At 62.3% G+C, this 21,274-nt stretch carries 22 protein-coding genes and 3 pseudogenes; 10 read left to right on the forward strand and 15 right to left on the reverse strand.

All coding sequences use genetic code 11. The annotated features are described in order from the left end of the window. Positions 1 to 2: 2 nt before the first annotated feature. From AB3X89_RS02535 to AB3X89_RS02545, 3 genes are all read left to right on the forward strand, one after another. Positions 3 to 842, forward strand: a complete 840-nt coding sequence (locus tag AB3X89_RS02535) for a universal stress protein (protein ID WP_368581700.1) — start codon at positions 3 to 5, stop codon at positions 840 to 842. 502 nt (positions 843 to 1,344) lie between these two features. Beyond that, a complete protein-coding gene (locus AB3X89_RS02540; RefSeq protein WP_368581648.1) occupies positions 1,345 to 1,947 on the forward strand; it encodes a hypothetical protein in 603 nt (200 codons plus the stop codon). A gap of 33 nt (positions 1,948 to 1,980) precedes the next feature. After that, the gene (locus tag AB3X89_RS02545; protein WP_368581649.1) at positions 1,981 to 2,232 is read left to right on the forward strand and encodes a Bax inhibitor-1 family protein; all 252 of its coding nucleotides are present in this window, start codon (positions 1,981 to 1,983) and stop codon (positions 2,230 to 2,232) included. A 183-nt stretch (positions 2,233 to 2,415) separates the two neighbouring features. Here the strand turns inward: AB3X89_RS02545 and AB3X89_RS02550 are convergent, their stop codons facing one another. After that, positions 2,416 to 2,691: a hypothetical protein gene (locus AB3X89_RS02550; protein WP_368581650.1), complete on the reverse strand. Its 276-nt coding sequence runs from the start codon at positions 2,689 to 2,691 to the stop codon at positions 2,416 to 2,418. A 234-nt stretch (positions 2,692 to 2,925) separates the two neighbouring features. On the opposite strand from AB3X89_RS02550, the gene AB3X89_RS02555 reads away from it, so the two are divergent. Continuing rightward, positions 2,926 to 4,170, forward strand: coding sequence for a hypothetical protein (locus AB3X89_RS02555; RefSeq protein WP_368581651.1), 1,245 nt, complete (start codon positions 2,926 to 2,928; stop codon positions 4,168 to 4,170). Between the two features lie 140 nt (positions 4,171 to 4,310). Here AB3X89_RS02555 and AB3X89_RS02560 read toward each other — a convergent pair whose 3' ends face one another. The 4 genes from AB3X89_RS02560 to AB3X89_RS02575 all read right to left on the reverse strand — a co-directional run bounded on the left by AB3X89_RS02560 (position 4,311) and on the right by AB3X89_RS02575 (position 8,946). Next, positions 4,311 to 5,267 carry a 1-phosphofructokinase family hexose kinase gene (locus tag AB3X89_RS02560; RefSeq protein ID WP_368581652.1) on the reverse strand — a complete coding sequence of 319 codons (957 nt, stop codon included), beginning with the start codon at positions 5,265 to 5,267 and terminating at the stop codon, positions 4,311 to 4,313. A gap of 38 nt (positions 5,268 to 5,305) precedes the next feature. Next, a complete protein-coding gene (gene ppsA / locus AB3X89_RS02565) occupies positions 5,306 to 7,714 on the reverse strand; it encodes a phosphoenolpyruvate synthase (RefSeq protein WP_368581653.1) in 2,409 nt (802 codons plus the stop codon). Positions 7,715 to 7,797: 83 nt separating this feature from the next. Then, positions 7,798 to 8,271 carry a hypothetical protein gene (locus AB3X89_RS02570; protein WP_368581654.1) on the reverse strand — a complete coding sequence of 158 codons (474 nt, stop codon included), beginning with the start codon at positions 8,269 to 8,271 and terminating at the stop codon, positions 7,798 to 7,800. A 312-nt stretch (positions 8,272 to 8,583) separates the two neighbouring features. After that, positions 8,584 to 8,946, reverse strand: a complete 363-nt coding sequence (locus AB3X89_RS02575; RefSeq protein ID WP_368581655.1) for a hypothetical protein — start codon at positions 8,944 to 8,946, stop codon at positions 8,584 to 8,586. A 367-nt stretch (positions 8,947 to 9,313) separates the two neighbouring features. Here AB3X89_RS02575 and AB3X89_RS02580 point away from each other — a divergent pair. The 3 genes and pseudogenes from AB3X89_RS02580 to AB3X89_RS02590 all read left to right on the forward strand — a co-directional run. After that, positions 9,314 to 10,408, forward strand: a pseudogene (locus tag AB3X89_RS02580) (PAS domain S-box protein); the annotation flags it as partial. A gap of 21 nt (positions 10,409 to 10,429) precedes the next feature. Continuing rightward, complete coding sequence (locus tag AB3X89_RS02585) at positions 10,430 to 10,882, forward strand: response regulator (protein ID WP_368581656.1); 453 nt, start codon at positions 10,430 to 10,432, stop codon at positions 10,880 to 10,882. After that, a complete protein-coding gene (locus AB3X89_RS02590; RefSeq protein WP_368581657.1) occupies positions 10,879 to 12,354 on the forward strand; it encodes a PAS domain-containing protein in 1,476 nt (491 codons plus the stop codon). Before AB3X89_RS02585 ends, AB3X89_RS02590 begins: the two co-directional genes overlap by 4 nt. A gap of 203 nt (positions 12,355 to 12,557) precedes the next feature. On the opposite strand, the gene AB3X89_RS02595 is transcribed toward AB3X89_RS02590, so the two are convergent. The 5 genes and pseudogenes from AB3X89_RS02595 to AB3X89_RS02615 all read right to left on the reverse strand — a co-directional run bounded on the left by AB3X89_RS02595 (position 12,558) and on the right by AB3X89_RS02615 (position 14,869). After that, positions 12,558 to 12,878, reverse strand: a complete 321-nt coding sequence (locus AB3X89_RS02595) for a chaperone modulator CbpM (protein WP_368581658.1) — start codon at positions 12,876 to 12,878, stop codon at positions 12,558 to 12,560. Between the two features lie 3 nt (positions 12,879 to 12,881). Next, entirely contained in the window at positions 12,882 to 13,817 is a 936-nt protein-coding gene (locus tag AB3X89_RS02600; RefSeq protein WP_368581659.1) for a DnaJ C-terminal domain-containing protein, read from the reverse strand. Continuing rightward, entirely contained in the window at positions 13,814 to 13,945 is a 132-nt protein-coding gene (locus AB3X89_RS02605) for a hypothetical protein (protein WP_368581660.1), read from the reverse strand. Before AB3X89_RS02605 ends, AB3X89_RS02600 begins: the two co-directional genes overlap by 4 nt. Before the next feature lie 50 nt (positions 13,946 to 13,995). Beyond that, positions 13,996 to 14,235, reverse strand: coding sequence for a hypothetical protein (locus tag AB3X89_RS02610; RefSeq protein WP_368581661.1), 240 nt, complete (start codon positions 14,233 to 14,235; stop codon positions 13,996 to 13,998). A 65-nt stretch (positions 14,236 to 14,300) separates the two neighbouring features. Further along, positions 14,301 to 14,869, reverse strand: a pseudogene (locus AB3X89_RS02615) (BON domain-containing protein). A gap of 378 nt (positions 14,870 to 15,247) precedes the next feature. Here AB3X89_RS02615 and AB3X89_RS02620 point away from each other — a divergent pair. Further along, on the forward strand, positions 15,248 to 15,601 hold the full coding sequence (locus tag AB3X89_RS02620; RefSeq protein ID WP_368581662.1) for a hypothetical protein: 354 nt from the start codon (positions 15,248 to 15,250) through the stop codon (positions 15,599 to 15,601). Between the two features lie 210 nt (positions 15,602 to 15,811). On the opposite strand, the gene AB3X89_RS02625 is transcribed toward AB3X89_RS02620, so the two are convergent. Then, positions 15,812 to 16,501: a CBS domain-containing protein gene (locus tag AB3X89_RS02625; RefSeq protein WP_368581663.1), complete on the reverse strand. Its 690-nt coding sequence runs from the start codon at positions 16,499 to 16,501 to the stop codon at positions 15,812 to 15,814. A 123-nt stretch (positions 16,502 to 16,624) separates the two neighbouring features. Then, positions 16,625 to 17,659, reverse strand: coding sequence for a chemotaxis protein CheB (locus tag AB3X89_RS02630; protein ID WP_368581664.1), 1,035 nt, complete (start codon positions 17,657 to 17,659; stop codon positions 16,625 to 16,627). 405 nt (positions 17,660 to 18,064) lie between these two features. Here AB3X89_RS02630 and AB3X89_RS02635 point away from each other — a divergent pair. After that, positions 18,065 to 18,469 (forward strand): annotated as a pseudogene (locus AB3X89_RS02635) (nitroreductase family protein); the annotation flags it as partial. A gap of 68 nt (positions 18,470 to 18,537) precedes the next feature. On the opposite strand, the gene AB3X89_RS02640 reads toward AB3X89_RS02635, so the two are convergent. The 3 genes from AB3X89_RS02640 to AB3X89_RS02650 form a co-directional block, all read right to left on the reverse strand. Next, positions 18,538 to 18,972: an Hsp20/alpha crystallin family protein gene (locus tag AB3X89_RS02640; protein ID WP_368581665.1), complete on the reverse strand. Its 435-nt coding sequence runs from the start codon at positions 18,970 to 18,972 to the stop codon at positions 18,538 to 18,540. Positions 18,973 to 19,146: 174 nt separating this feature from the next. Then, a complete protein-coding gene (locus tag AB3X89_RS02645; protein WP_368581666.1) occupies positions 19,147 to 19,461 on the reverse strand; it encodes a hypothetical protein in 315 nt (104 codons plus the stop codon). A 227-nt stretch (positions 19,462 to 19,688) separates the two neighbouring features. After that, positions 19,689 to 19,931: a hypothetical protein gene (locus AB3X89_RS02650; protein WP_368581667.1), complete on the reverse strand. Its 243-nt coding sequence runs from the start codon at positions 19,929 to 19,931 to the stop codon at positions 19,689 to 19,691. Positions 19,932 to 20,306: 375 nt separating this feature from the next. On the opposite strand from AB3X89_RS02650, the gene AB3X89_RS02655 reads away from it, so the two are divergent. Further along, positions 20,307 to 21,274, forward strand: a 968-nt coding sequence (locus AB3X89_RS02655) for an AMP-binding protein (protein ID WP_368581668.1), incomplete at its 3' end; no start/stop codon positions are given.

Consider the following 21,274-nt stretch of genomic DNA (forward strand, 5'->3'; position numbering starts at 1 on the left):
CGATGAACTACCGCAACTTGCTGGTCCATCTGGACGATAGTCAGGCAGCGCGGCAGCGCCTCGAAATCGCGTTGCGCGTCGCCCGGCAGTTTGATGCGCTATTGGTGGGGCTGGACGCCACCCCCATTCCGGATCCTCACATATTGTCCGCGATACCGGGCGCGGCCAGCATGTACGCGGAAGTAATGCGGCAGAGCGATCAACAGCGAGCGGCTTTGCGTGATCTATTCGACGCCGCGTGCCGGCACGCAGAGGTCGCCGGCCAATTCCGATGCCGCGACGCCAGCGACATGCGTAGCATCGTACGGTACGCGCGTCTGGCTGACCTTATCATCGCCGGCCAGTCGAACCCGAACGCCTCCGAAACATACATCCACGATCACGTTGGCGAACAGCTGATGATGACAGCAGGGCGACCCGTGCTCTTCGTGCCCTACACGGGCGTATTCCCGAGCGTCGGCAACCGCATCCTGATCGCATGGGATGGAAGCCGCGAGGCGACCCGCGCCATCCACGACGCCCTGCCGTTCATTTCCCGCGCGCGACAGAACATCCTCGTGACGGTGCATGGACCGGCGGACGCGCCGCTTGGCGCGCGCATTCCGGGCACGGAAATGGCACGTACGCTCGCCCGTCACGACGCGGTCATCGACTTGCTCGAACTCGAAGGCGCCACCGGAGAGCGCGTGGGAAGCAAGTTGCTGTCGTGCGCGCAGGCTCATGGCAGCGACCTGATCGTGATGGGTGGATACGGTCACGCGCGCTGGCACGAAGCCGTGTGGGGCGGTGTTACGCGCGCGCTGCTGCAATCGATGACTGTCCCGGTTCTGATGTCGAACTGAATCCGCGCAGTTTGCGTGAGGTACGCCATGTTCGCGAATACCGTCGTTCGCTCTGGACATGATTCGCGCGCCCAGTCTCGGACTCCGCGATGTGGCGCAATGCGTGCGTCAACGGTCGAACGCCTTTCGGATTGACCTGCGTCAGGTGTGCATCTTGCCGCGCGGTGCCTCGCACAGCACGCGTTCGCATCAGATCCGTATCGCCGTTGACATGCATCAACCGAACTGGCGCGCGAGCCCCTACGATGAAACCGTGCGTGAAGTGCAGACGGGGCTCAGCATGCTTAAACGGATCTTGCTAATAGGATTTCTCGCACTGCCGGGCTCGTTCGTCGTCGTGTCGCTCGCGTGCGTTCATCCTCGCGTCCGCGCAAGGTTGGCCGAACTCGCATACGCGCCGCAGTTGCTCGCTCGTGTGAACAGACGTATTGCGCCGTCCACATTCTTCGAACGTGGCGGCGTGAACAAACGCATTTGAGTTGCACGGCGCGGAGGTTACACGATGAAACACAGATGGCAAGGCGGACTGCTGGCGGCCACGGCAGGACTTATATTCGCCGCAGCGCTTCCGCGCGCGGCAACGGCGGAAGAAGGCACAACCCAGACGGCCCCCGACAAGCCTTTCTCGGGCACCAGCGTCACACATGCGAACGCGGTCGTGTTCGCGATAGATGCCGGACGAAACAGCATGACACTCCTCGAAGACAACGGTGAACCCGTCGACGTGGTGGTCGACCCGAGTATCGGAGACGTGCAAAAACTGCGGCTGGGCGACACCGTCGCCGTCACGTTCAACCGCGCGCTATTGCTGCGGGCCGACAAGTCCAACTCGAGTGGCATCCGCGAGCGCGTCGATAAGGGGTTCACGACCGGCGCATCGCTCGGCGCGTCCCTTGCCCTACACCGGGTCGAGGCAGTGGTCACCGTCGTGCAGATCGATCGCGGCAAGCGTCAATTGACGTTGCGCGGACCGACGCGCACCGTTGTGCTGCAGGCGTCGTCAGACGGTTTGCTCGAAGGGCTCGAAGCGGGCGACAGCGTACACGTCGACTACGTCGAGGCGACTGCGGTTCAGATCACGCGAGACGGCGCTCCGGTACGCTGAACGCGTCCCGCAATCGCAGTAACAGGAGCGACCATGGCACACAGATTCACCGGCAGCGACCAGCCAGCAACGGCGCAGCGCGGACTCGAAAGTAGCGACCCGGGGCTCGCGCAATATGTGCTGCGCGTCTACAACTATATGGCAGCGGGCCTCGTGCTGACGGGCGTCGTTGGATACGTCGGGGCGGCGAGCGGATTGTATGCATCGATCGCCGCCACGCCTTTGTTCTGGATCGTGCTGCTCGCCCCGCTCGCCCTCGTCTTGTTGCTGAGCGGTCGCCGTTAGGCCGGCTGTCGCGCGCCCCAAACGGGGGCGGTGCGCGAGCAACAGGCATCGTGCTGTAGCGCCGTCCTCCATCAAAAGGCTTCTATGAAAGCCGGCCGTCCGCCTCCTCACTTCGGAACCGATCGTGGACTTCCTATCGCTGTCAGATTTCGAGAACCAGGTCACGGACCATGTCAATGAACTCTATGAACGAGGACGCGGATTCCCGCGCATCTCCTCCCGTTTTAGCGACGTTTCCAAAACTTCGGCAGACGACGCTATATAGCGACGCGCCCATTCAATGGCGTCACCTTCAGCCATTGCCTTGGTTGGCTTGACCGCCCGGAGAAAGAAACGGACCTTCGGCACTTTGATTGGTTTCGCGTAGTCGCCTTGACGAGAAAAGCGCGCCTCCGCCGTCCATCCATCTACACGTTCGGGAAAAATCTCAACGAAGAAAGGTTTGATCGAGTACATCATGCGCTCCGGCGGTCTTTCGCCTACCGTACGCCACGCATCCCGTCGTCATTTGATCTGGGTCATACAAGCTGTCGCGAACTCTCTCTCGGACGGGAATGAATTTAAGTGCGCCCAGCTAGCACCGGTCCGCGAACATGCAAGCATGACCTGGATCAATATGCGCGGGCCGTGCGGTTCTACGATGAATCCCAAGTCGAGAGAGAGTACGCGACAACGTGGATGAGGCGCCAAATCATGAATCGCTACCTGCATCTTGGGCCTGAAAGAACGGAACGTAATGCGCCGACCGCCGAGGAAATCCTGCAGGACACGCAGAGTTTCTCACTGGTTCTGGGCGGCCCGCTCTATCAGCTTTTGCGCCGCACGCACATGGCCGACGATGCGCTGGCGTTGGTGCGCCAGCGGGTTCTCGTCATCTCGCTGTTGGCCTGGCTGCCGCTACTGGTGCTCGCTGCTGTGGGCGGGCATTTGCTAGGCAACCGTGTGGCGCTACCGTTCCTGCTGGACCTGGAAGTTCACATCCGCTTCCTCGTGGCGGTGCCCCTTTTGATCATCGCCGAGCTGGTTGTGCATCGGCGGCTGCGCCCGATCGCGCAGGCCTTCCTCGAACGCAAGATCATTCCGGAAGCGTCCGTTGCGCGGTTCGATGAAGCTGTCAGGTCGGCATTCCGTCTGCGCAATTCAGTGGCCGCCGAGCTGATGCTGATCGCTCTTGTGTACGGTGTGGGTGTCCTTGTGGTGTGGCGCCAATACATCGCATTGCAAACGACGTCGACGTGGTACGCAGTACCCACTGCCAATGGCTTGACGTTTTCGCTCGCTGGATTCTGGTATGCCTTTGTGAGCGTCCCACTGTTTCAGTTCCTGTTGATCCGCTGGTATTTCCGGATCTTTATCTGGGCACGGTTTCTCTGGCAGGTGTCGCGCATCGAACTGAGCCTTGTTCCCACTCATCCTGATCGCGTCGGCGGTCTGGGATTTCTCGCCAACACCGTCTATGCGTTCATGGCCCTCCTGGCCGCGCACGGCGCGATGCTTGCGGCCCAGTTCGCGAACCGCATTTTCTTCGCCGGGGCCGCCCTCACGGAATTCAAGGTCGAGACTGCATCGATGGTTCTCTTCCTGTTGTGTCTGGTCTTTGGTCCCTTACTGGTGTTCGCGCCTCAACTGGCCCAGGCGAAGCGAACAGGCCTGAGTGAATACGGCGCTCTGGCCGAACAGTACGTGCGTGAATTCGACGCCAAGTGGCTGCGGGGCGGCTCGTCTGGCGGTGAGGCGTTGGTGGGCAGCGGTGACATTCAATCGCTTGCGGACCTCGCCAACAGTTTCGACGTGGTCCGAACCATGCGTATCGCTCCCATTACCAAGGAAGCCATCCTTCGCCTCGCAGCCGCGGTACTTGTGCCGATCGTGCCGTTGGCCCTGACGATGATGTCGTTGGAAGATCTGGTGAAAAGACTGTTCGGCCTGGTGTTCTAGAAGTTGCCCTGCTTTGCGCAATGACCGCCAAAGATCCTGCAGAGCCAACTGGAAACCCGGGAGTCGCCACGCAGTCTGATCGATTCGCGTCAAACGAATCGCGGTCCAAGCGTCCGTCGTTCGTCCGCGGGAATCGGGCGTCAAGCCAAGGAGACGATATCTGCACCCGCGAGCTCGAGCTCGCGGTAAATCCGCTCTATCTGCTCCCGCTCGCACAGGCGGGTTCCCTCAGTGAGCAACGACGCCGAAGCGGCCGCCACCGCATAGCGCAAGGTTTCGTCAAACGTCATGCCGCGATTGAGTGACCAAACCATTGCGGCGAGGAAGCTATCTCCCGCGCCGATCGAACTCGAAACCGGTACCGCAACTCCAGGCACGCGCAGCGCACGATCCGCAGTGACGACGAGTGCCCCGTGTTCGCCGAGCGTGAGCGCGACGATCGCCGCGCCGCCGTCACGCACGACCTTCCTTGCGGCGGCGAGCCGCTGCCCATCGTCTTCGAGCTCGCGGCCTGCCAACGTGCAAAGTTCCGACAGGCTCGGTTTGACCAGAAAAACCCCAGCCGCCAGCGCCGCGGCAAGCGGCGCCCCGGAGGTGTCGAGCACGACGCGGGTGTCGTGTTCCCGTGCAATCCTTGCGACGCGAGCGTAGATGTCGTCGGGGACGCCCGGCTGCACGCTGCCGCTGAGTACGAGGTAGCGTGGCACGACGGCGAGCTCACCGATGTGCCGCAGGCAGGCCTGCCATTCCGCCTCGGCGAGCACGGGCCCGGGTAACACGAAGCGGAACTCGCGCCCGGACGAGGTCTCCCGGACGCAGAAGCTTTCACGGGTCTCGCCGGCGATGCCGATACAAGTGGCGTGCACCCCTTCCGCTTCGATCATCGCGCTCAGCGTCAGGCCAGGCGGACCGCCCGCCATATAGAGCGCCTCGCAGTCGCCACCTAGCCGATGTATCACGCGCGCGACGTTGATCCCACCGCCGCCAGGATCTCGCCGCGCCGCGCTGCAACGAAGCTTGCGCGTGTCGACGATTCTATCGACCGAGGTCGCGACGTCGACCGCTGGGTTCAGTGTCAGAGTGAGGATCTCGGGCATCTGGCATCTCCGGTCGCGCCGGGGCGTCTTCAACCCGTTCAGGCCGTCGCCGCCGGCGAAGCCACGCGAGCTTCCGCACTTGCCACTGCGCGCTTGACCGCAATGAAGCTGTCCGGGCTCACCGACATCGAATCGATCGCACAGTCGACGAGAAACACCGCGAATTCCGGGTGATCGCTCGGCGCCTGACCGCACAGACCAACCTTCGCGCCTGCACGATGCGCGTCGTCGATCACCCGACGGATCATCCATTCGACGGCTTCGTCCTGCTCGTCGAACAGTGGCGCCAGCTCCGCCGAGTCACGATCGACACCGAGCGTCAATTGCGTGAGATCGTTGCTGCCGATCGAAAAGCCGTCGAAACGCTGCGCGAATTGGCGCGCAAGAATCACGTTCGACGGAACCTCGCACATCACGTATACCTGCAGTCCGTCCTGCCCGCGCCGCAAGCCATTCTGCGCCATGACTTCGAGCACCTGATCGGCTTCGCAAACCGTGCGACAGAACGGAATCATCACCACGACGTTACGCAGCCCCATTTCTTCACGCAGCCGCCGGATCGCCCTGCACTCCAATGCAAAACCTTCGCGATAGCGCGGCGAGTAATAGCGCGAAGCGCCACGGAACCCCAGCATCGGATTTTCCTCGTGCGGCTCGAACGCCTGGCCGCCGATCAGATGCGCGTATTCGTTGGTCTTGAAGTCGCTCATGCGTATGATCGCCGGCCGCGGGTACTGGACCGCGGCAATGCGGCCGAGTCCACGCGCAAGCCGATCCACGAAATACTCCGCCTTGTCCGGGTACCCTGCCGTCAGTTCCTCGATGCGCTGCTTCGCGGTCGCGTCCGCGAGCTCATCAAATCGCACGAGCGCCATCGGATGAATCTTGATGTCGTTGCTTACGACGAACTCCATGCGCACGAGACCGACGCCGTCAGCCGGCAAGCGCCACCAACGGAAGGCGGCCGCGGGATTGGCCAGATTGAGCATCACGTGGGTGCGCGTTTGCGGGATCGATCGGAAATCGATCTCCTCCACGTCGAACGCGGCCGTGCCCTCGTATACGAAACCTTCGTCGCCTTCCGCGCACGACACCGTCACTTCCTGTTCGTCGTGCAGCAGATGCGTGGCGTTGCCGGTACCGACGATCGCGGGCAGCCCCAGTTCCCGGCTCACGATGGCCGCGTGCGAAGTGCGCCCGCCGTGGTCCGTGATGATCGCGGCGGCGCGACGCATCACCGGCACCCAGTCGGGGTCGGTGGTGGGCGTCACGAGAACCGCGCCGTCGACGAAACGGTGCATGTCGCTCGGATGCTCGATCACGCAAACCGCGCCGGCCGCGATCGCTTCACCCACGCTGACGCCGCGCAAAAGACGGCGCCCCGCGTCGCACAGCCGGTAGTTCCTGACCGAACTCGCTTCCCGGCGCGACTGCACCGTTTCGGGACGCGCCTGCACGATGAACATCTCACCGGTCGCGCCGTCTTTCGCCCATTCGATGTCCATCGGCCGCCCGTAGTGAGCCTCGATCGCGCAGGCCGAGCGCGACAGGGACAGGATCTCGGCATCGTCAAGCACGAATGCGGCGCGCTCGGCTTTGGAGGTCGGCACGTTCTTCGTCGGATGAGGTCCGTTTTTCGCGTAGATCATCTTGCGGGCCTTCTCCCCGCGCTTTTTGCCGACGATCGGTGAATACCCGCGTTCAGCCAGCAGCGGCTTGAACACCTCGTACTCGTCCGGATCGACCGCGCCCTGCACGACGTTCTCGCCAAGGCCCCAGGCCGCATTGATCAGCACAATCTTGTCGAACCCGGTCTCTGTGTCGATCGTAAACATCACGCCCGCGCCGCCGAGATCCGAGCGCACCATCCGTTGCACGCCGATCGACAGTGCAACCTGCAAATGGTCGAAGCCCTTCGCCGTTCGATACGCGATGGCCCGGTCGGTAAACAGCGACGCGTAGCAGCGCCGGCAGGCATCGAGCAGCGCCCGCTCGCCGCGCACGTTGAGAAAAGTTTCCTGCTGGCCGGCAAAGCTCGCGTCGGGAAGATCCTCGGCTGTGGCGCTCGAACGTACCGCGACGTCAGCGTCAGCGCCGCCGCTGCGCTCTCCGAGCGTTCGATATGCGGCACAGACGGCTTGCGCGAGTTCGGTCGGCCAGTCGCCATGCACGATGGCCGCGCGGATCGCCTCCCCGGCTTCGGCGAGCGTGAGGCGCCCTTGCGCAAGGTCCTCGAGACGCGCCGAAATTTGCTCACGCAGACGATTGGCGTCGATAAAGCGCCAATAGGCCTGCGCCGTGGTCGCGAATCCCGGCGGAACCCGAACGCCATGCCCGTCCAGCTGGGACAATAGTTCCCCAAGCGACGCGTTCTTGCCTCCAACGCTTGCGACGTCCTCGCGTCGCAAGTCCTCGAACCAGATCACCTGCGCGACAGCTTGATCCATGTTGTGCTCCTTGCCCCGACCATTTGCCGCGCCGTGGGCGCGCGCCTGCGCGGCGCGACGTCCCGGCTGCAGCAGGGCTCTTACTAGATGCTGATATAGCCCTGGAAAGTCCACGGCAGCTGCATTTGCGCCTGCCTCGCCGATTCGCCGCCGCATTCGAAGCACGTGCCCGAGAACCCTGGGGCGCCATCCGACGAGAAGACCGGCACGAAAGCGAACTCATCGTTCACCGTGATCAGAAAATCGCGGTTGTAGCGAGATGGCGCGAAGATCGTCACGGAGCGAAAGAACTGCGACGTCTGGAACGGGCGGTCGAGGTCGATCCCACGCGCTCCGGAGGCGCGGCCCAAATCGAACCGCGCGGGAATCTCGTACTCGAGACCGCTCCGTTCGACCCGCTCACCTGGCGTGAACACGAGCGTCGCGCCGGGATACGGAAGAGTGTGTATCTGCTGAGGGGCCGGCCCTTCCGGTCCGAGAATCAGTGGCGGGTAGGCCCACATCGACAGAGCCAACGATGCTGTTTTCTGCGAAAAAAACTCTGCAAGCCAGTTCATGCGATTCTCCAACGCGACCGTATCGATCTCCGACAATCGGAAGCTATGTCATGCAGCTGTCGGTCGCATCGCTGCATCCATTCAGGCTCACTGTAGGCGGTCCCGCGCATGGCTCATTGATGTGGGTCAATCGCGCAAGGCGGAACGACGCGCAACGAGCCATCGTGATGACCCACGCTACACAACTCGACGCGGTGTGCCGGCACATCAGAGATTAGAGCAGGACTGTTCCGATGCCGCTGACCGCTGCCTGATTTCGAACCGCACGCGAGATCAAGACCGCAGAAGTCCATTCCGGCAAACCGCAACGTGTCAGTGTGTAACGACTTCATAGCCGTCGGCCGCGACCTTCCACGTCGTCACGCGTTGCAGTCTTTCGAAACGATGAATGGCGCCGGAAATCGCAGCCTCCTGCGCGGCGCCGTCATAGCAGACGCGCATGACCTCGCAGTGATGTGGAAAGCCGCGGTGGTCGAGGATCTCCTTGTAGAACACGACTTCGACGCGGGGCACATCCGTGAGCGCGGCGCCGCTCCGCGCGAGCGACGCGTTGCGCGAGCGGGCGTTGATACGATGACAGCGCCTGTTCCTGCCGCTACACGCCGACTCGGCCTCGCAGTTCGAATCACAACCGGCAAGCCGGCGCTTGTCACGTCGTTCAAGTTTCTTCGCCATGGCAGTGCTCCCCCATCTTTTTGCGGCTCGTCGCAACAAACCCCCTTCCGCGCAAAGAGCGCTGGGCGCACATAAAGTGTGTCGCGATATGAAGCAATTTAGACGTCTCGCTCCGGGCCCCGTTGACGCACGTCAACCGGATCACGTCAACGAGCCGGTGCTTTCGTGCAAGCTGATCGGCGATTTACCAGTACTACCTGAACGGTTAATTCAATGTTGCGATTCGGGCGCAAGAATTGCATTCCCTGCCCGTCCAGGCGGGTAATAGATGCTATAAAGTGAATGAGCTTTGTTGCTCGTCGGCGGTACTCTTCGCACAGCCGGAGATCGAATGGAATCGTCCAAGCAATTGAACAGCCCCACGCACGAGCTATTCCGCCAGGTCGTCGAAGCGGCCCCCAACGCGATGGTGATGGCGGACCGGGACGGCCGGATTGTGCTCGTCAACGCGCAGGCGGAGAAGATGTTTGGTTATCTGCGAGACGAACTGGTCGGCCATAGCGTCGATATGCTCGTGCCCGAGCGTTTTCGTTCGGCGCATCCTCAGTATCGCCGCATGTTCTACGGCAACCTCAGCAGCAGGCCGATGGGCACCGGACGCGATCTTTTCGCGCTCAGAAAGGACGGCTCCGAAGTCCTTGTGGAGATCGGACTCAATCCGGTCACGACCCCGGAGGAAGTCTTTGTGCTGGCCGCGATCGTCGATATTACGGAACGCAAGCGCGCCGAGCAGCAACTTATCAGGCGTACCGAAGAACTCGCGCGTTCCAACCATGATCTCGAGCAATTCGCCTACGTCGCGTCGCACGACCTTCAGGAGCCGTTGCGCGCCGTCGCCGGGCCTCTTCAGCTGCTACAGCGCCGCTATCACGGGCAACTGGATGCCCGCGCGGACGAATTCATCGCACATGCGGTAGATGGTGCGACGCGCATGCAGAAGCTCATCGAGGATCTGCTTGCGTACTCGCGCGTCGGAAGGTCAGGCGCCACCCAGGAACTGGTCAACTGCACAACGGCTCTCGACCAGGCGCTCAAAAGTCTGAGCGTCGTGCTGCAGGAATCTCACGCGCAGATCAATCGCGATGCGCTCCCCGTGGTCATGGGCATTCCGACGCAACTCGCTCTGCTGTTCCAGAACCTCATCGGCAACGCGATCAAATTCCGGCGACTCGATCAACCGGTACGGATCGACATCGGCGCCCGCCGTGAAGGAGACGAATGGATCGTCTCGGTCAAGGACAACGGAATCGGTATCGAGTCGCAATACTTCGAACGCATTTTCATGATTTTCCAGCGCCTGCATTCGCGTGCCGAATACCCCGGCACGGGAATCGGCCTCGCGCTATGCAAGCGTATCGTCGAACAGCATGGCGGCCGCATCTGGGTGGAATCCGGGCCAGACGGCGGATCGACCTTCTTTTTCACGCTGAATGCGAAGTTGGATGGCGGCGCTCGAACGTAATGTCCGCCCGAGGAGACGCCAATGCAGTCACAGGTTACGAGCAATCCCGTACACATCCTTCTGGTCGAAGACAGTCCTACCGACGTGTTGATGACGCGCGAAGCGCTCGAGGACCAGGAGGTGCTCAATCCGTTGCACGTCGTGCAGGACGGCGCCGAAGCCATGGATTTCCTGCACCGCAGCGGTCGGCATCACGACGCGCCCCGTCCCGGCCTGATCATTCTCGATCTCAATCTGCCGAAAAAGAGCGGCCGGGAAGTCCTTGAGGAACTGAACGCCGATCCCGATCTGATGAGTATTCCCGTCATCGTGCTCACCACGTCGAGATCGGAGGAAGACGTTGCAAAAACGTACGGATTACATGCCAATTGCTACGTCACCAAGCCAGTCGACTTTACGATGTTCGTCGATGTCCTGCGCCGAATCAACGACTTCTGGTTCAGCGTCGTGACATTGCCGCCGGCCAAGCCATGAACACGCCCCAGCATCTGCGAATTCTCCTTGTCGAAGATAGTCCGACCGATGCCCTTTTGATCGGGGAGGCGCTTGCCGATGTGGACGATTTCCAGCACGACCTCGTGCATGTGGAACGTCTTGCGGACGCCATTTCTCGCTGTGTGGCCATTCGCTTCGACATCGTACTTCTCGATCTGGGTTTGCCCGACGCGCACGGAATCTCCACGTTCAGGACCTTTCGCGATCGGGTGCCGGAGTTGCCCGTGCTGGTATTCACCGGCCTCGCCGACAAGTCGGTTGGCCTTCTGGCAATCCAGTACGGCGCGCAGGACTATCTGGCCAAGCGTGACATCGACCCGTCGGCACTGAGCCGCGCGATCCGCTACGCGATCGAGCGCCATCGCATCGCGCATGCGCTGGAGGAAAGCGAAGAGCGCTTTCAGTTGGCCGTCAGCGGTGCAAGCGCGGGGTTGTGGGACTGGGACCCGCAATCCGGTGCAACCTGGCTTTCCCCCTATTTCAAGAGAATCCTCGGCTATGAGCCAGATGAGTTTCCCGACGATTCCGGGACGGTTCTCGACGCCATTCATCCTGCCGACCGCGGACGCGTCAACACCTGCCTCGCCGCGCATCTCGAACAGATGCGCCCCTACGACGTCGAATATCGCATGCGGACAAAGTCCGGTGAATACTGCTGGGTCCATGCGCGCGGGCAGGCGTTGTGGAATCAGTTCGGGCAACCCTATCGCATGCTGGGCTGGATCATCGATGTCACGGAACGCAGGCTCGCCGAGGATGCCCTGCGTGCCTCCCGCGAAGAGCTCCAGCGACTGTCGGCAGGCATCCAGCAGGCGCGCGAGGACGAAAAAGCCCGGATCGCGCGCGAATTGCATGACGATTTCGGCCAGCAGCTCGTCGCGCTGAAGATTGCGTGCGCGAGGCTCGATGCGTCGATCACGCGTAGCGATAGCCCGGCAGGCGCGGCCGACCTCGCCAACGTCTATAGACTCATCGATCAGCTGGTCGTGTCAGTAAGGCGCATCGCCACCGATCTGCGGCCGGCGATGCTCGACGATCTGGGCCTGATCCCAGCCCTCGAATGGCTCGTCAACCGGTTTTCGGAGCGGCATGGCGTGCGCGTCTCGCGTCGCATTGCCGACAACATCGCTTTCAACGACGACAGCGCCACAGCCGTGTTCCGGATCGTTCAGGAAGCACTGACGAACGTCGCCCGGCATGCGCGAGCGACCGAAGTGGTGCTTGAAATCCTGCGCAAGGAACCGCATTGCGTCGTTCACATTGCAGACAACGGCTGCGGCAGCGCGCCGGACCAACGGCCCGCAGCGGACTCGTTCGGCCTGCTGGGAATCCGCGAGCGCGCGTGGGCCCTTCGCGGTGACCTGCAGATCCGCACGGCGCCGGATCAGGGCTTTGCGATCACGGTCTCGTTGCCGCTCGACACCATTGAAGCCCGCAGTGGAAGAAATTGACGGACGTCGTGTTCGAACAGAGTCTCTGCATGGCTTAGGGACGCAATTGTGGCGCGTCGCATGCTCACACGACGACAGAACAATTCGCGTCGGACAGCATCCGCGACGTGATCAACGCGAATCGAGAAACTCGCGAGCATTCCCGATATCAGCGCAGCGCGCATCGAGGCAGATTGCGGACAGCGCTGACTGACAGGCCCAGTTCAATCGCCTGTCGAATGTTTAGGGTTTGTCTTCAGCGCCTTGATTTCGTCGAGCAGATCGAGCGCGAGCGCGATGCCCGGAGCGTTGATCTGAAGATCTCGAGCCAGCCGGAAAGCCGTTCGCGCACGACACAGCGAAGCGCCGCTGAACCGCCAATCCCGTGGGCCGGCGCCTTTCGGCTCGAAAACGCCTTCAGCAACCCAAAGGCTGATTTCTGCTGCCGATGCGCCAGTTATCCGACTCATGTCGATGAGCGTGAATTCAACGTCTTCATCGATGATCTGTCCTGCCAGATAGGTGATCCCGGAGTTCTTCATCATGAGCTACCCATAAAGTCGCACACGCGGGTCAAAGTCAAACGCTTGCCGCATCGTGTCGTAGGCAGCTTTGGCTCGCTCGCTGTCGGCCGGCGGCAACACGATGTTCAAGATCACGTACAGGTCCCCGGGGGGCTCGCCAGGAATTCCCTTACCCTTGAGCCGCAATCGCCTGCCACCGGCGGAGCCCATTGGTACCGTCATGTCGACCTTGCCATCGGGTGTCGGCACCGTTACCTGCCCGCCAAGCGCCGCTTCCCAGGGTGCAACCGGCAAGTCGAGAAGGACGTCGGAGCCATCGACACGAAAGTGCGGATGCTCGCGAAACGCAATTTCCAAATAGAGATCGCCCGCCGGGCCGCCTCCCGCGCCGGTCCCTCCCTGGCCTACGAGCCGCAGGTGCTGCCCCGCCCGCACGCCCTTCGGAATGGAAACGTTCAACGTACGTGACTGCAACGATACATGGCCATGCGCATCGACGGTAGGCAATTGCAAGAGGATGGAGCGCTGTGCTCCCCGATAGGCGTCTTCGATATCGATGGCCACCCTGGCGTGGTGATCCTGGCTCATCGTATGAGAGGGCCGCGCATGCGCGGTTCGTTCACCCCGAAACAATGCTTCGAAGAAATCGTTGAGGCCTGCATCGGTGCCGGCTTGCTCACCCGCGCCGCTGAATTCGAAACCTTCGTCCCAGTTCGGCGGCGGCTGGAAGTCCTGCCCGGCGCGCCAGCCCGTGCCCATCCGATCGTAGGCTGCGCGCTTTTCCGGATCCTTCAGCACCTCATAGGCCTCGCCCAGCTCCTTGAAACGATCCTCCGCGTCGGCATGCTTGCTGATGTCCGGGTGGTATTTGCGCGCGAGCTTACGATACGCGCGCTTGATGTCGTCCTGAGCCGCCGTGCGCTCCACGCCCAGGATCGCGTAATAGTCTTTGTATTTCATTTTGGCAATCTCATCGGGAAGGAAATCACTGCAAAGCCGGACAGGATGAACAGCGCACGGACGAGGAAGAAATTCAGCGCGAACCGTACCCCCATCACTCGTGAACCGCGTTTGCGGTTGATGTGCATAAACGCTTTGCGCGGCGCGCGGCGCACCGGTCTGGCCGTCGACCCATGCGCTACACGGCGATCGTCCGCGTGGTCTTCAACGCGATCCAGGTCATGCCTTCGCGCAGCCCTTCGAGCACCGCTTCGCGCTCACTGGCGAAGATTTTCGCGTGGTGGAAGCTATGTTCGAAGTCGCCGTCCGGCGACGCATGCCGTACATGGATGGTCGATTGGAAGCCGCCGTCGTGCGCCGCATCCGTCTGGACGCTCACGGACCAAGTGCCTTGCTGCACGTTTGCCGATAGGGTCATCGAAGACTCCTTGAGTTTTGACGAGCGAATCCTGATCACGCGAGCGCGCCGCGACTGGCCGCAGGTCATTCGACAACCAGATCGTCGACGACCGCGCGCACGCCGGGCGCGCTCCATGCCACACCACGCGCGACCGCGCGTTCCGCGCACGATCCAACTTTGCCGGTCAGCGTGACCGTACCATCCTTGACGTGGATGCCGATGTGCTTGACTTCGCGCTGCGCGTGACGCTGCATCGCTGCGGCGATCTTGCCGACGATGTCCTCGGACACGGCCGAGCCGCGCACTTCGATAGCGTTGGTCATGCCGCGCAGGCCACGCATATGACCAACCGCACGCGCGACGATCTGGCGCTGATAGGCCCAATCCACCGACCCAGTCAACGTGACCCAGCCCTTTTCCACCTGGACCTTTACCGAATCGTCAGGCACGACGACGCTCCAGTGCAGAATCGCGCGGACTCGACGCGTTGCGCGGCTTTCTCGGCCGCGAGTTTCTCTGCGAAGCTCGGTGGATGACCGGAAAGCGTCACGACACGGTTTGTCACTTCGACACCGATATCTGTCGCAGTGACGGCTGGATCCCAATCGAGTTCGTCCTCGACTTCACGCTTCAGTTGGCTGTCGGTTTTCATCACGAGTCTCTTCGGGGTGCATAGTCTTCGACGCAACGTGGCTCACGTTGTCATGACACAGGTTCGTCCTGCGGCAGCGTAAGGATTCTGACGCAGATCAACGGTGCGCGAGTTCGTCGTCGAAATCTGATCCGAAACCTTTCCACTGCTGTGCTCCTTTCCTGCAAGCTCGCCGAAGCATGACGCTCCAATTGATCGGACTAAATGCGCCGGCCTTCCTGCTCGATGCGCCTGGTCCGGCCTGACCAACGCCGTCAACGCGCTTCCCGAACCCGAAAAGATCACGGCTGGCCCCGGAAAGGCGCAACGTGATCGTCGTGCGCGTGGCGCTAACTGCTGTTGCGCGCCCGCCCTGCCAAACTATCCGGCGACGGTTTCGTGCTTGTCCTCTTCGCGAATCAGCAACACTGGACACCGCGCGAAGCGCATAATCTGCTCCGCCACGCTGCCGATCACCAGTCGGAACCAGGTCGCCTGCTTTGCGACGATCAGCTGCAGCTACCGTGGCACCCTGCTGCAGCGAAGCTGCGCGTCAACGCGCCTGCGCTGCGGGTGCGCGGCCCGCGGCGTAACACGACGCTCGGCCCGGTACGCGGCAGGTCCGCGCGGATGATGGCCCCCTCCCTCCAAAACAGTCCGTCCGGTGAGCTACAAGCGCAAGCCCTGGCCGATTATCCGTTGCGCGGCATGGGCCGCGGCGCCCGCTTGCAGCGTCGCGAGCCGATCGGTTGAGCGGGCCAGCCCGCCATCGCCGACAGCAGCAGCTCATACGTCGGCTGCCTGCGTGCGACGACGGACTTCTGTCTCGGCCGCCCTGTCCGTCCCGGCGATCGGCGCGCCAGCGACGCTCCAGCGTCAGAAGATCCGGGCGCTCTTGCCGACACACGCATGCGGCGCATCGGCTCGAGATACGGCCCGCAACGGTTTTTTGCACCGCCCCTGTCACATCGGCGCAAAGGCGTCGGGATACTCCAGATGATCCTTCACGGCTTTCACGCCTGGCGCGCGGGCTGCGGCGGCGAGGATCGCCTGACGCTCTTCCTCGGATCGCACCACTCCCCAGCAATGAGCGACCCCTTCCATGACTATCAGGTTGTCGGCTGCGATCGCCCAGCGGTGCCCATCGAGTTCTTTCGTAATCGCGCCGCGGATCTGCTCGTCCGACGGTTGTGCATCGAGCTGCGGGGGCGCACAGCTCGCTAGCGCGCGCACCAGACTGGCCCTGCTGACGATGCCGACGAGCTTGCCTTTGCGTAACACCGGTAGCCGCTTGATGTGCTTGCGCCCGAGCAATGCGGCGACCTCGGTAAGCGGCGCGGATTCTTCGACTGTGACAGCGGGCGCGCTCATCACGTCGCTCACCTGAATCGAACGCTCTTTCAGATACTCGACCGCAAGCTGACGCGTGGGCGCGAGGGACTCCGCGAGCCATGACCGACGCGGCGTTTCGGTGCCCATTTCGACACGCCGGAGCAGATCGCCCTCGCTGACGATGCCAATCACGCTGCCCGCGTCATCGACGACCGGCAGGCCGCTGATCCTGTTGTCGGCAAGCAGCTTGGCCGCGTCATAGACCGAGCTGTCCGGTGCAATTGAAACGACCTGGGTCGTCATGATGTCCGAGGCTTGCATGGTGATCTCCATATCGAGTGGCGAGTTGGGGCAAGACGGGACAATGTTTGGTCCGATTCGGCTTGCAGGCGTTGACCGAAATCAAGCGACCGTGCGTTGAGCAGCGCTCTGGACGGTCTTGCGTTAGCGTGCCGACGCGGACCCGGGTTGGCCGTCAGGCGGAGAAGCGCCGCGCTCAGATGCGCAAAGCCATTGCCACACCTGCGTGGCTTCCCGTTCCGCTCCGCCGATTCTTTCGTGCAGCGCTACGTCGGTGTCAATGCGTTGCGCCAACGGAGCGTTCAGCAGGTGTCGTGCGAGCGCGGCCTCTTCGTTGAGCAAACCGAACAGCGCGGCCAGATGGTTGTCGCGCGATCGCTGCTGTTCGCCAAGAAGACAAAGCGCGGAAAATGCGTGGCCCGCACGGCACCTGAACCGCATCATCCGTCGATCGCGCAGTTCGAATAGCGCGCTCGTGCACTCAGGACAGTTCAGGCCGGACGGCGCGCTCATGCGCTCGAAGAGCGCCCAGTCCGCGGTGTCGAGGATGCCCTCCGCGATGCGAGTCTCGATCCGGATGAGCTCGTCATAGTCGCCCGACACGGGCGTGTCCGGATCGTCGTTGGCGAGACTCACGAACAGCTCTCCCATCTCCCCGAGCTTGCAGCAGTGATCGATGCAGACATGTGCGAGCCCGCTTCGCGGCATCGACGGCGCAAGCGCCTCCGATGGCTCCTGCACGACCGCGATTCCACCCCGATCCTTGATGGCCATCAATCCGGCCGTGCCATCGTCGAGATGTCCGGTCAACACCACGCCGACGACGGCCGGCCCATACACGTTGGAGGCGGACCGAAACAGCGGGTCGATCGCCGGGCGGCAGTGATTTTCCCGTGGTCCTTGCGACAGGCGAAGATAGCCTTGCCGGACAAGCATATGGTGATCGGGAGGAGCGACATAAATGCGCCCCTTCTCAAAGATTTCGAGATTGTGCGGCTGGGTCACCGGCAGGCGTGCTGCCTTGCCCAGAATGACCGGCAGCATGCTCGGGCTAGCGGCGCCGATGTGCTGGACGATGAACACTGGCGCCGGGAAGCTGGCGGGTAACTGTCTCACCAGTTGTTGCAACGCGTCGATTCCGCCGTGTGATGCGCCTATCACAAAGATCCGGCCGCTCATGATTAGCCTTCGGTTCGAATAGAACCCCATGATCGCTGCGTGATGCCAGACCGTTGTTGATTTGCGTCAAGCCGGCAGTGGCGGCGCTCATGCTGATGTCCCACGACTATCGCGATCTGCGCTGAGGGCACAGAGCTGTCCGTTTTTCACGAAACGGCCGAGGACATCTGGTCCGCGATCGTCGAATGACACACACGTTATCGATAGGGTCCGTGAACGCGCCGCTGCTCCGCACCGGCCAATTGCTCCGGTCACGCGCTCTTGACCGGCCTGTGGGTAACGGGCGATGCGCCGGACGTCGCGCAAGCCGTGTCACGACGCGTTGACTGAAGTCAAACGGCAGCCGCGTACGCGCCGGTATGTTCGAGACGATGCATCGGCATGCGAGGGAACGCATCGCCCCACGAAATCGAGCTCTACGCGGTGCTGCCCAACGGCGTTTATCGCTATGACCCGGCGTCGCACCGGCTCGTGCTCAAGCATGCGAGCGACGCGCGCAATTTGACCGGCTATCAGGACTTCGTCGGCGACGCACCGCTCGACCTCGTGTATGTGGTCAACACGTCGCGTCTGCTGCAGATGCCGTTGCAGCAACGCGATATCTTTTCCGGCGTCGCGGCCGGCGCGATGGCGCAAAACGTCGCGCTGTATTGCGCGTCCGCTGGGCTCGGCAACGTGGTGCGCGGCTGGATCAATCACCGCCAGCTTGCCGACGCGCTCAGGTTGAACGAAGACGAACTGCCGATTCTCGCGCAGACCGTTGGCCCACTCGGCACGGAGTTCAGCTTTCTCGCGGATTGGGGCTCTTGATCGGCAAAACAAAAGGCGCGCCAGTGACGGCGCGCCGTACTTCGTCGTCCAGGCTTGGTTGCTGGCTTCTAGTTGACCGTCAGGCGCTTGTGCTCGCTCGAGGCTTTTTTCGGTAGGCTCATCGACAGCACACCGTCCTTGTATTCGGCTTTCGCATTGGCCTCGTCGACCTCGCCGCCGAGCGAGAACGAGCGGCTGAACGTGCCGGAGTAACGCTCGCGACGGATCACGTGTTCGCCCTCCTTTTCCTCCTTGTTGCGCTCGACCTTCGCGTTGATCGAAACGACGCGCCCGTCGATCTGAACGTCGATATCCTTCTTGTCGACGCCCGGCAGTGCGGCTTTCACCGAATATGCACCGTCGTTTTCCGTCACGTCGATCTTCATCGATGCGAGTTCGGTGTCCTGTGTCGTCAGCATCGAGCGCATCGGCCGGAAAAATCCCTGGAACAGCTCCGAAACAGGATCCGTCGAAAACGGATCAAAATGCGTCAGATTGCTCATTGCGCTCTCCTTCATATAAGCAGACCATCAAATGGCCCAATTGTGTCGTTGATCCACGTCAAGCCAGGTCCAGTGCACCGACGGCTTCGCTCGCCTTTGCAGCAGTTCGTGATCCAGCACCGTCCGTCGTCAAGCGCATGGCGCGTGAAACATCGTGCGTCGAGCCATCGTCGGTCAGTGGTTGCGCGCTCGCGCTGCGATCGCTTCGAGTTCTTGTTCCGCGAGATCGAACGCGCCGCGGATCGCCGCCTCGGCGTTGTCGCCGACGCAATGCGCGATGGACCTGAGTTCGTGCGCGGGAGTGGCCAAATCGAGACGCACGTCGAAATGCGGACTGGCGCGATCCGGGCGCAACGCCTCAACCGCCAGATGGCAGTTCGACACGAGCGCCCCGAACCGCGCAAGACGCACCAGCTGCACACCCGCCTCTGCTTCGAGCTGCGCGGTGCCAGCGAAGCCGAGATAGACAATCTGCATCCCGATGCCCATCCTCCCCCTCCCGCTCCGAGTATTGTCCGGACACCGAGCGCGGCACCGTCCGTGGACAGCGTCGTTCGCCGCAGGCCTATCGTGTTCCTCCGTGAAGCGGAGTCATTGACCTGCGTCAACCGCGACGAAGGACGGGGAATAAAGGTCATTTTCTTGATGTGCCCAAGCATCTCACGACGCGATGCCGCTCCCGTAGCCAGCGGTGCCGCTGTGAGACGGCTCAGCGCTTAAACACACCCCGCGCTCATCGCCGGCAGGCGTTCAACGGGCGGAAACACGTCCCACGAACCATTGCCGTGCCGGAAAAACACTATCGTCAGGGGCCGCGAAGAAATCGCGCCTTCAAGCCTGACGTAACGCGCGCGAGTGATCGCCATGCGGCCGGTGCGCACCACATGCGCGGGGGTCGCGCCGGTGGGCGCAAGCCATTTTTCGACCAGTGCCCGCAGGGGAATGATGGTGTCTTTCATGACCGCCTCCTCGATTTCGCCGACTCTGACGCCGTGGAAACGGCGTGCCGTCGAATCTATTATTGGCAACCGTGCTCGTTATCTAAATCAGCGACGGCGGAAACGCGGGTAGTCCGTGGAGACCGCTCGTAGGAATCGGCTGACCCTCGTCGGACCATCGGACGACACGATTCGTGCTCCTTCGCAGACGCACAAATTCGCGTCACGCACCCGCGATTGATCTGAGTCAATCGTGCCCCTTGCTTTGCGCAACACACTGGTTGCGACATCCGAAGCACTGTTCGAGTCATGCACGCCACCGCGCCGCCGATCGTCGGATATCGGCAGTCGCGGTGTACCTGTCCGAGTTCACTCATTCACGTCAGCGAGAAGACTATGTCCACTGTCGCCATCAACGATCAAACGCCGGAAACGGCCGCCCCGCCGCTTCTTAAAGACACCGCCATCGACGGCATGGCCGCCTACGAAGCGCTCGTCAACGAAGCCCGCACCGACCGGAGCGGCTTCTGGGCACGGCTCGCGCGCGAGCATCTGAGCTGGCACCGGCCCTTCACGAAGGTGCTCGACGAATCGAACGCACCGTTCTTCAAGTGGTTCGACGACGGTCTGCTGAACGCGTCGTACAACTGCCTGGACCGCCATCTGCACGACGGCAACGCCAACAAGACCGCGATCATTTTCGAGGCCGACGACGGCACCGTGACGACCATCACGTACCGGCAACTGCATGCGCGCGTGTGCCGCCTGGCGAATGGGCTGCGCGCGCGCGGCATCGCGTGTGGAGACCGCGTGATGATCTATCTGCCGATGTCGATCGAAGGTGTCGTCGCGATGCAGGCCTGCGCGCGCATTGGTGCGCTTCATTCGGTCGTGTTCGGCGGCTTCTCGGCGAAGTCGCTGCACGAACGCATGGTCGACGTCGGCGCCGTCGCCGTCATTACCGCCGACGAGCAGATGCGCGGCGGCAAGAATCTGCCCTTGAAATCCGTCGTCGACGAAGCGCTGAACATGGCAGGCACCGACGCGATCCATACCGTGATCGTCTATCGGCGCACGGGCGGCTCGATCCTGTGGGACGAACCGCGCGATTGCTGGCTGCACGAACTCGAAGCGACCCAGCCCGACACCTGCGAACCCGAATGGGTCGGTGCCGAACATCCGCTGTTCGTTCTGTACACGTCCGGTTCGACCGGCACGCCCAAGGGCGTGCAGCACAGCACGGCGGGCTATCTGCTGTGGGCCGCCGTCACGATGAAGTGGACGTTCGACCTGCGCGCCGACGACGTGTACTGGTGCACGGCCGACATCGGCTGGATCACGGGTCACAGCTACATCTGCTATGG

The sequence above is a fragment of the Paraburkholderia sp. BR14320 genome (assembly GCF_040948665.1).
GTDB classification, from domain to species: Bacteria; Pseudomonadota; Gammaproteobacteria; order Burkholderiales; family Burkholderiaceae; genus Paraburkholderia; species Paraburkholderia youngii.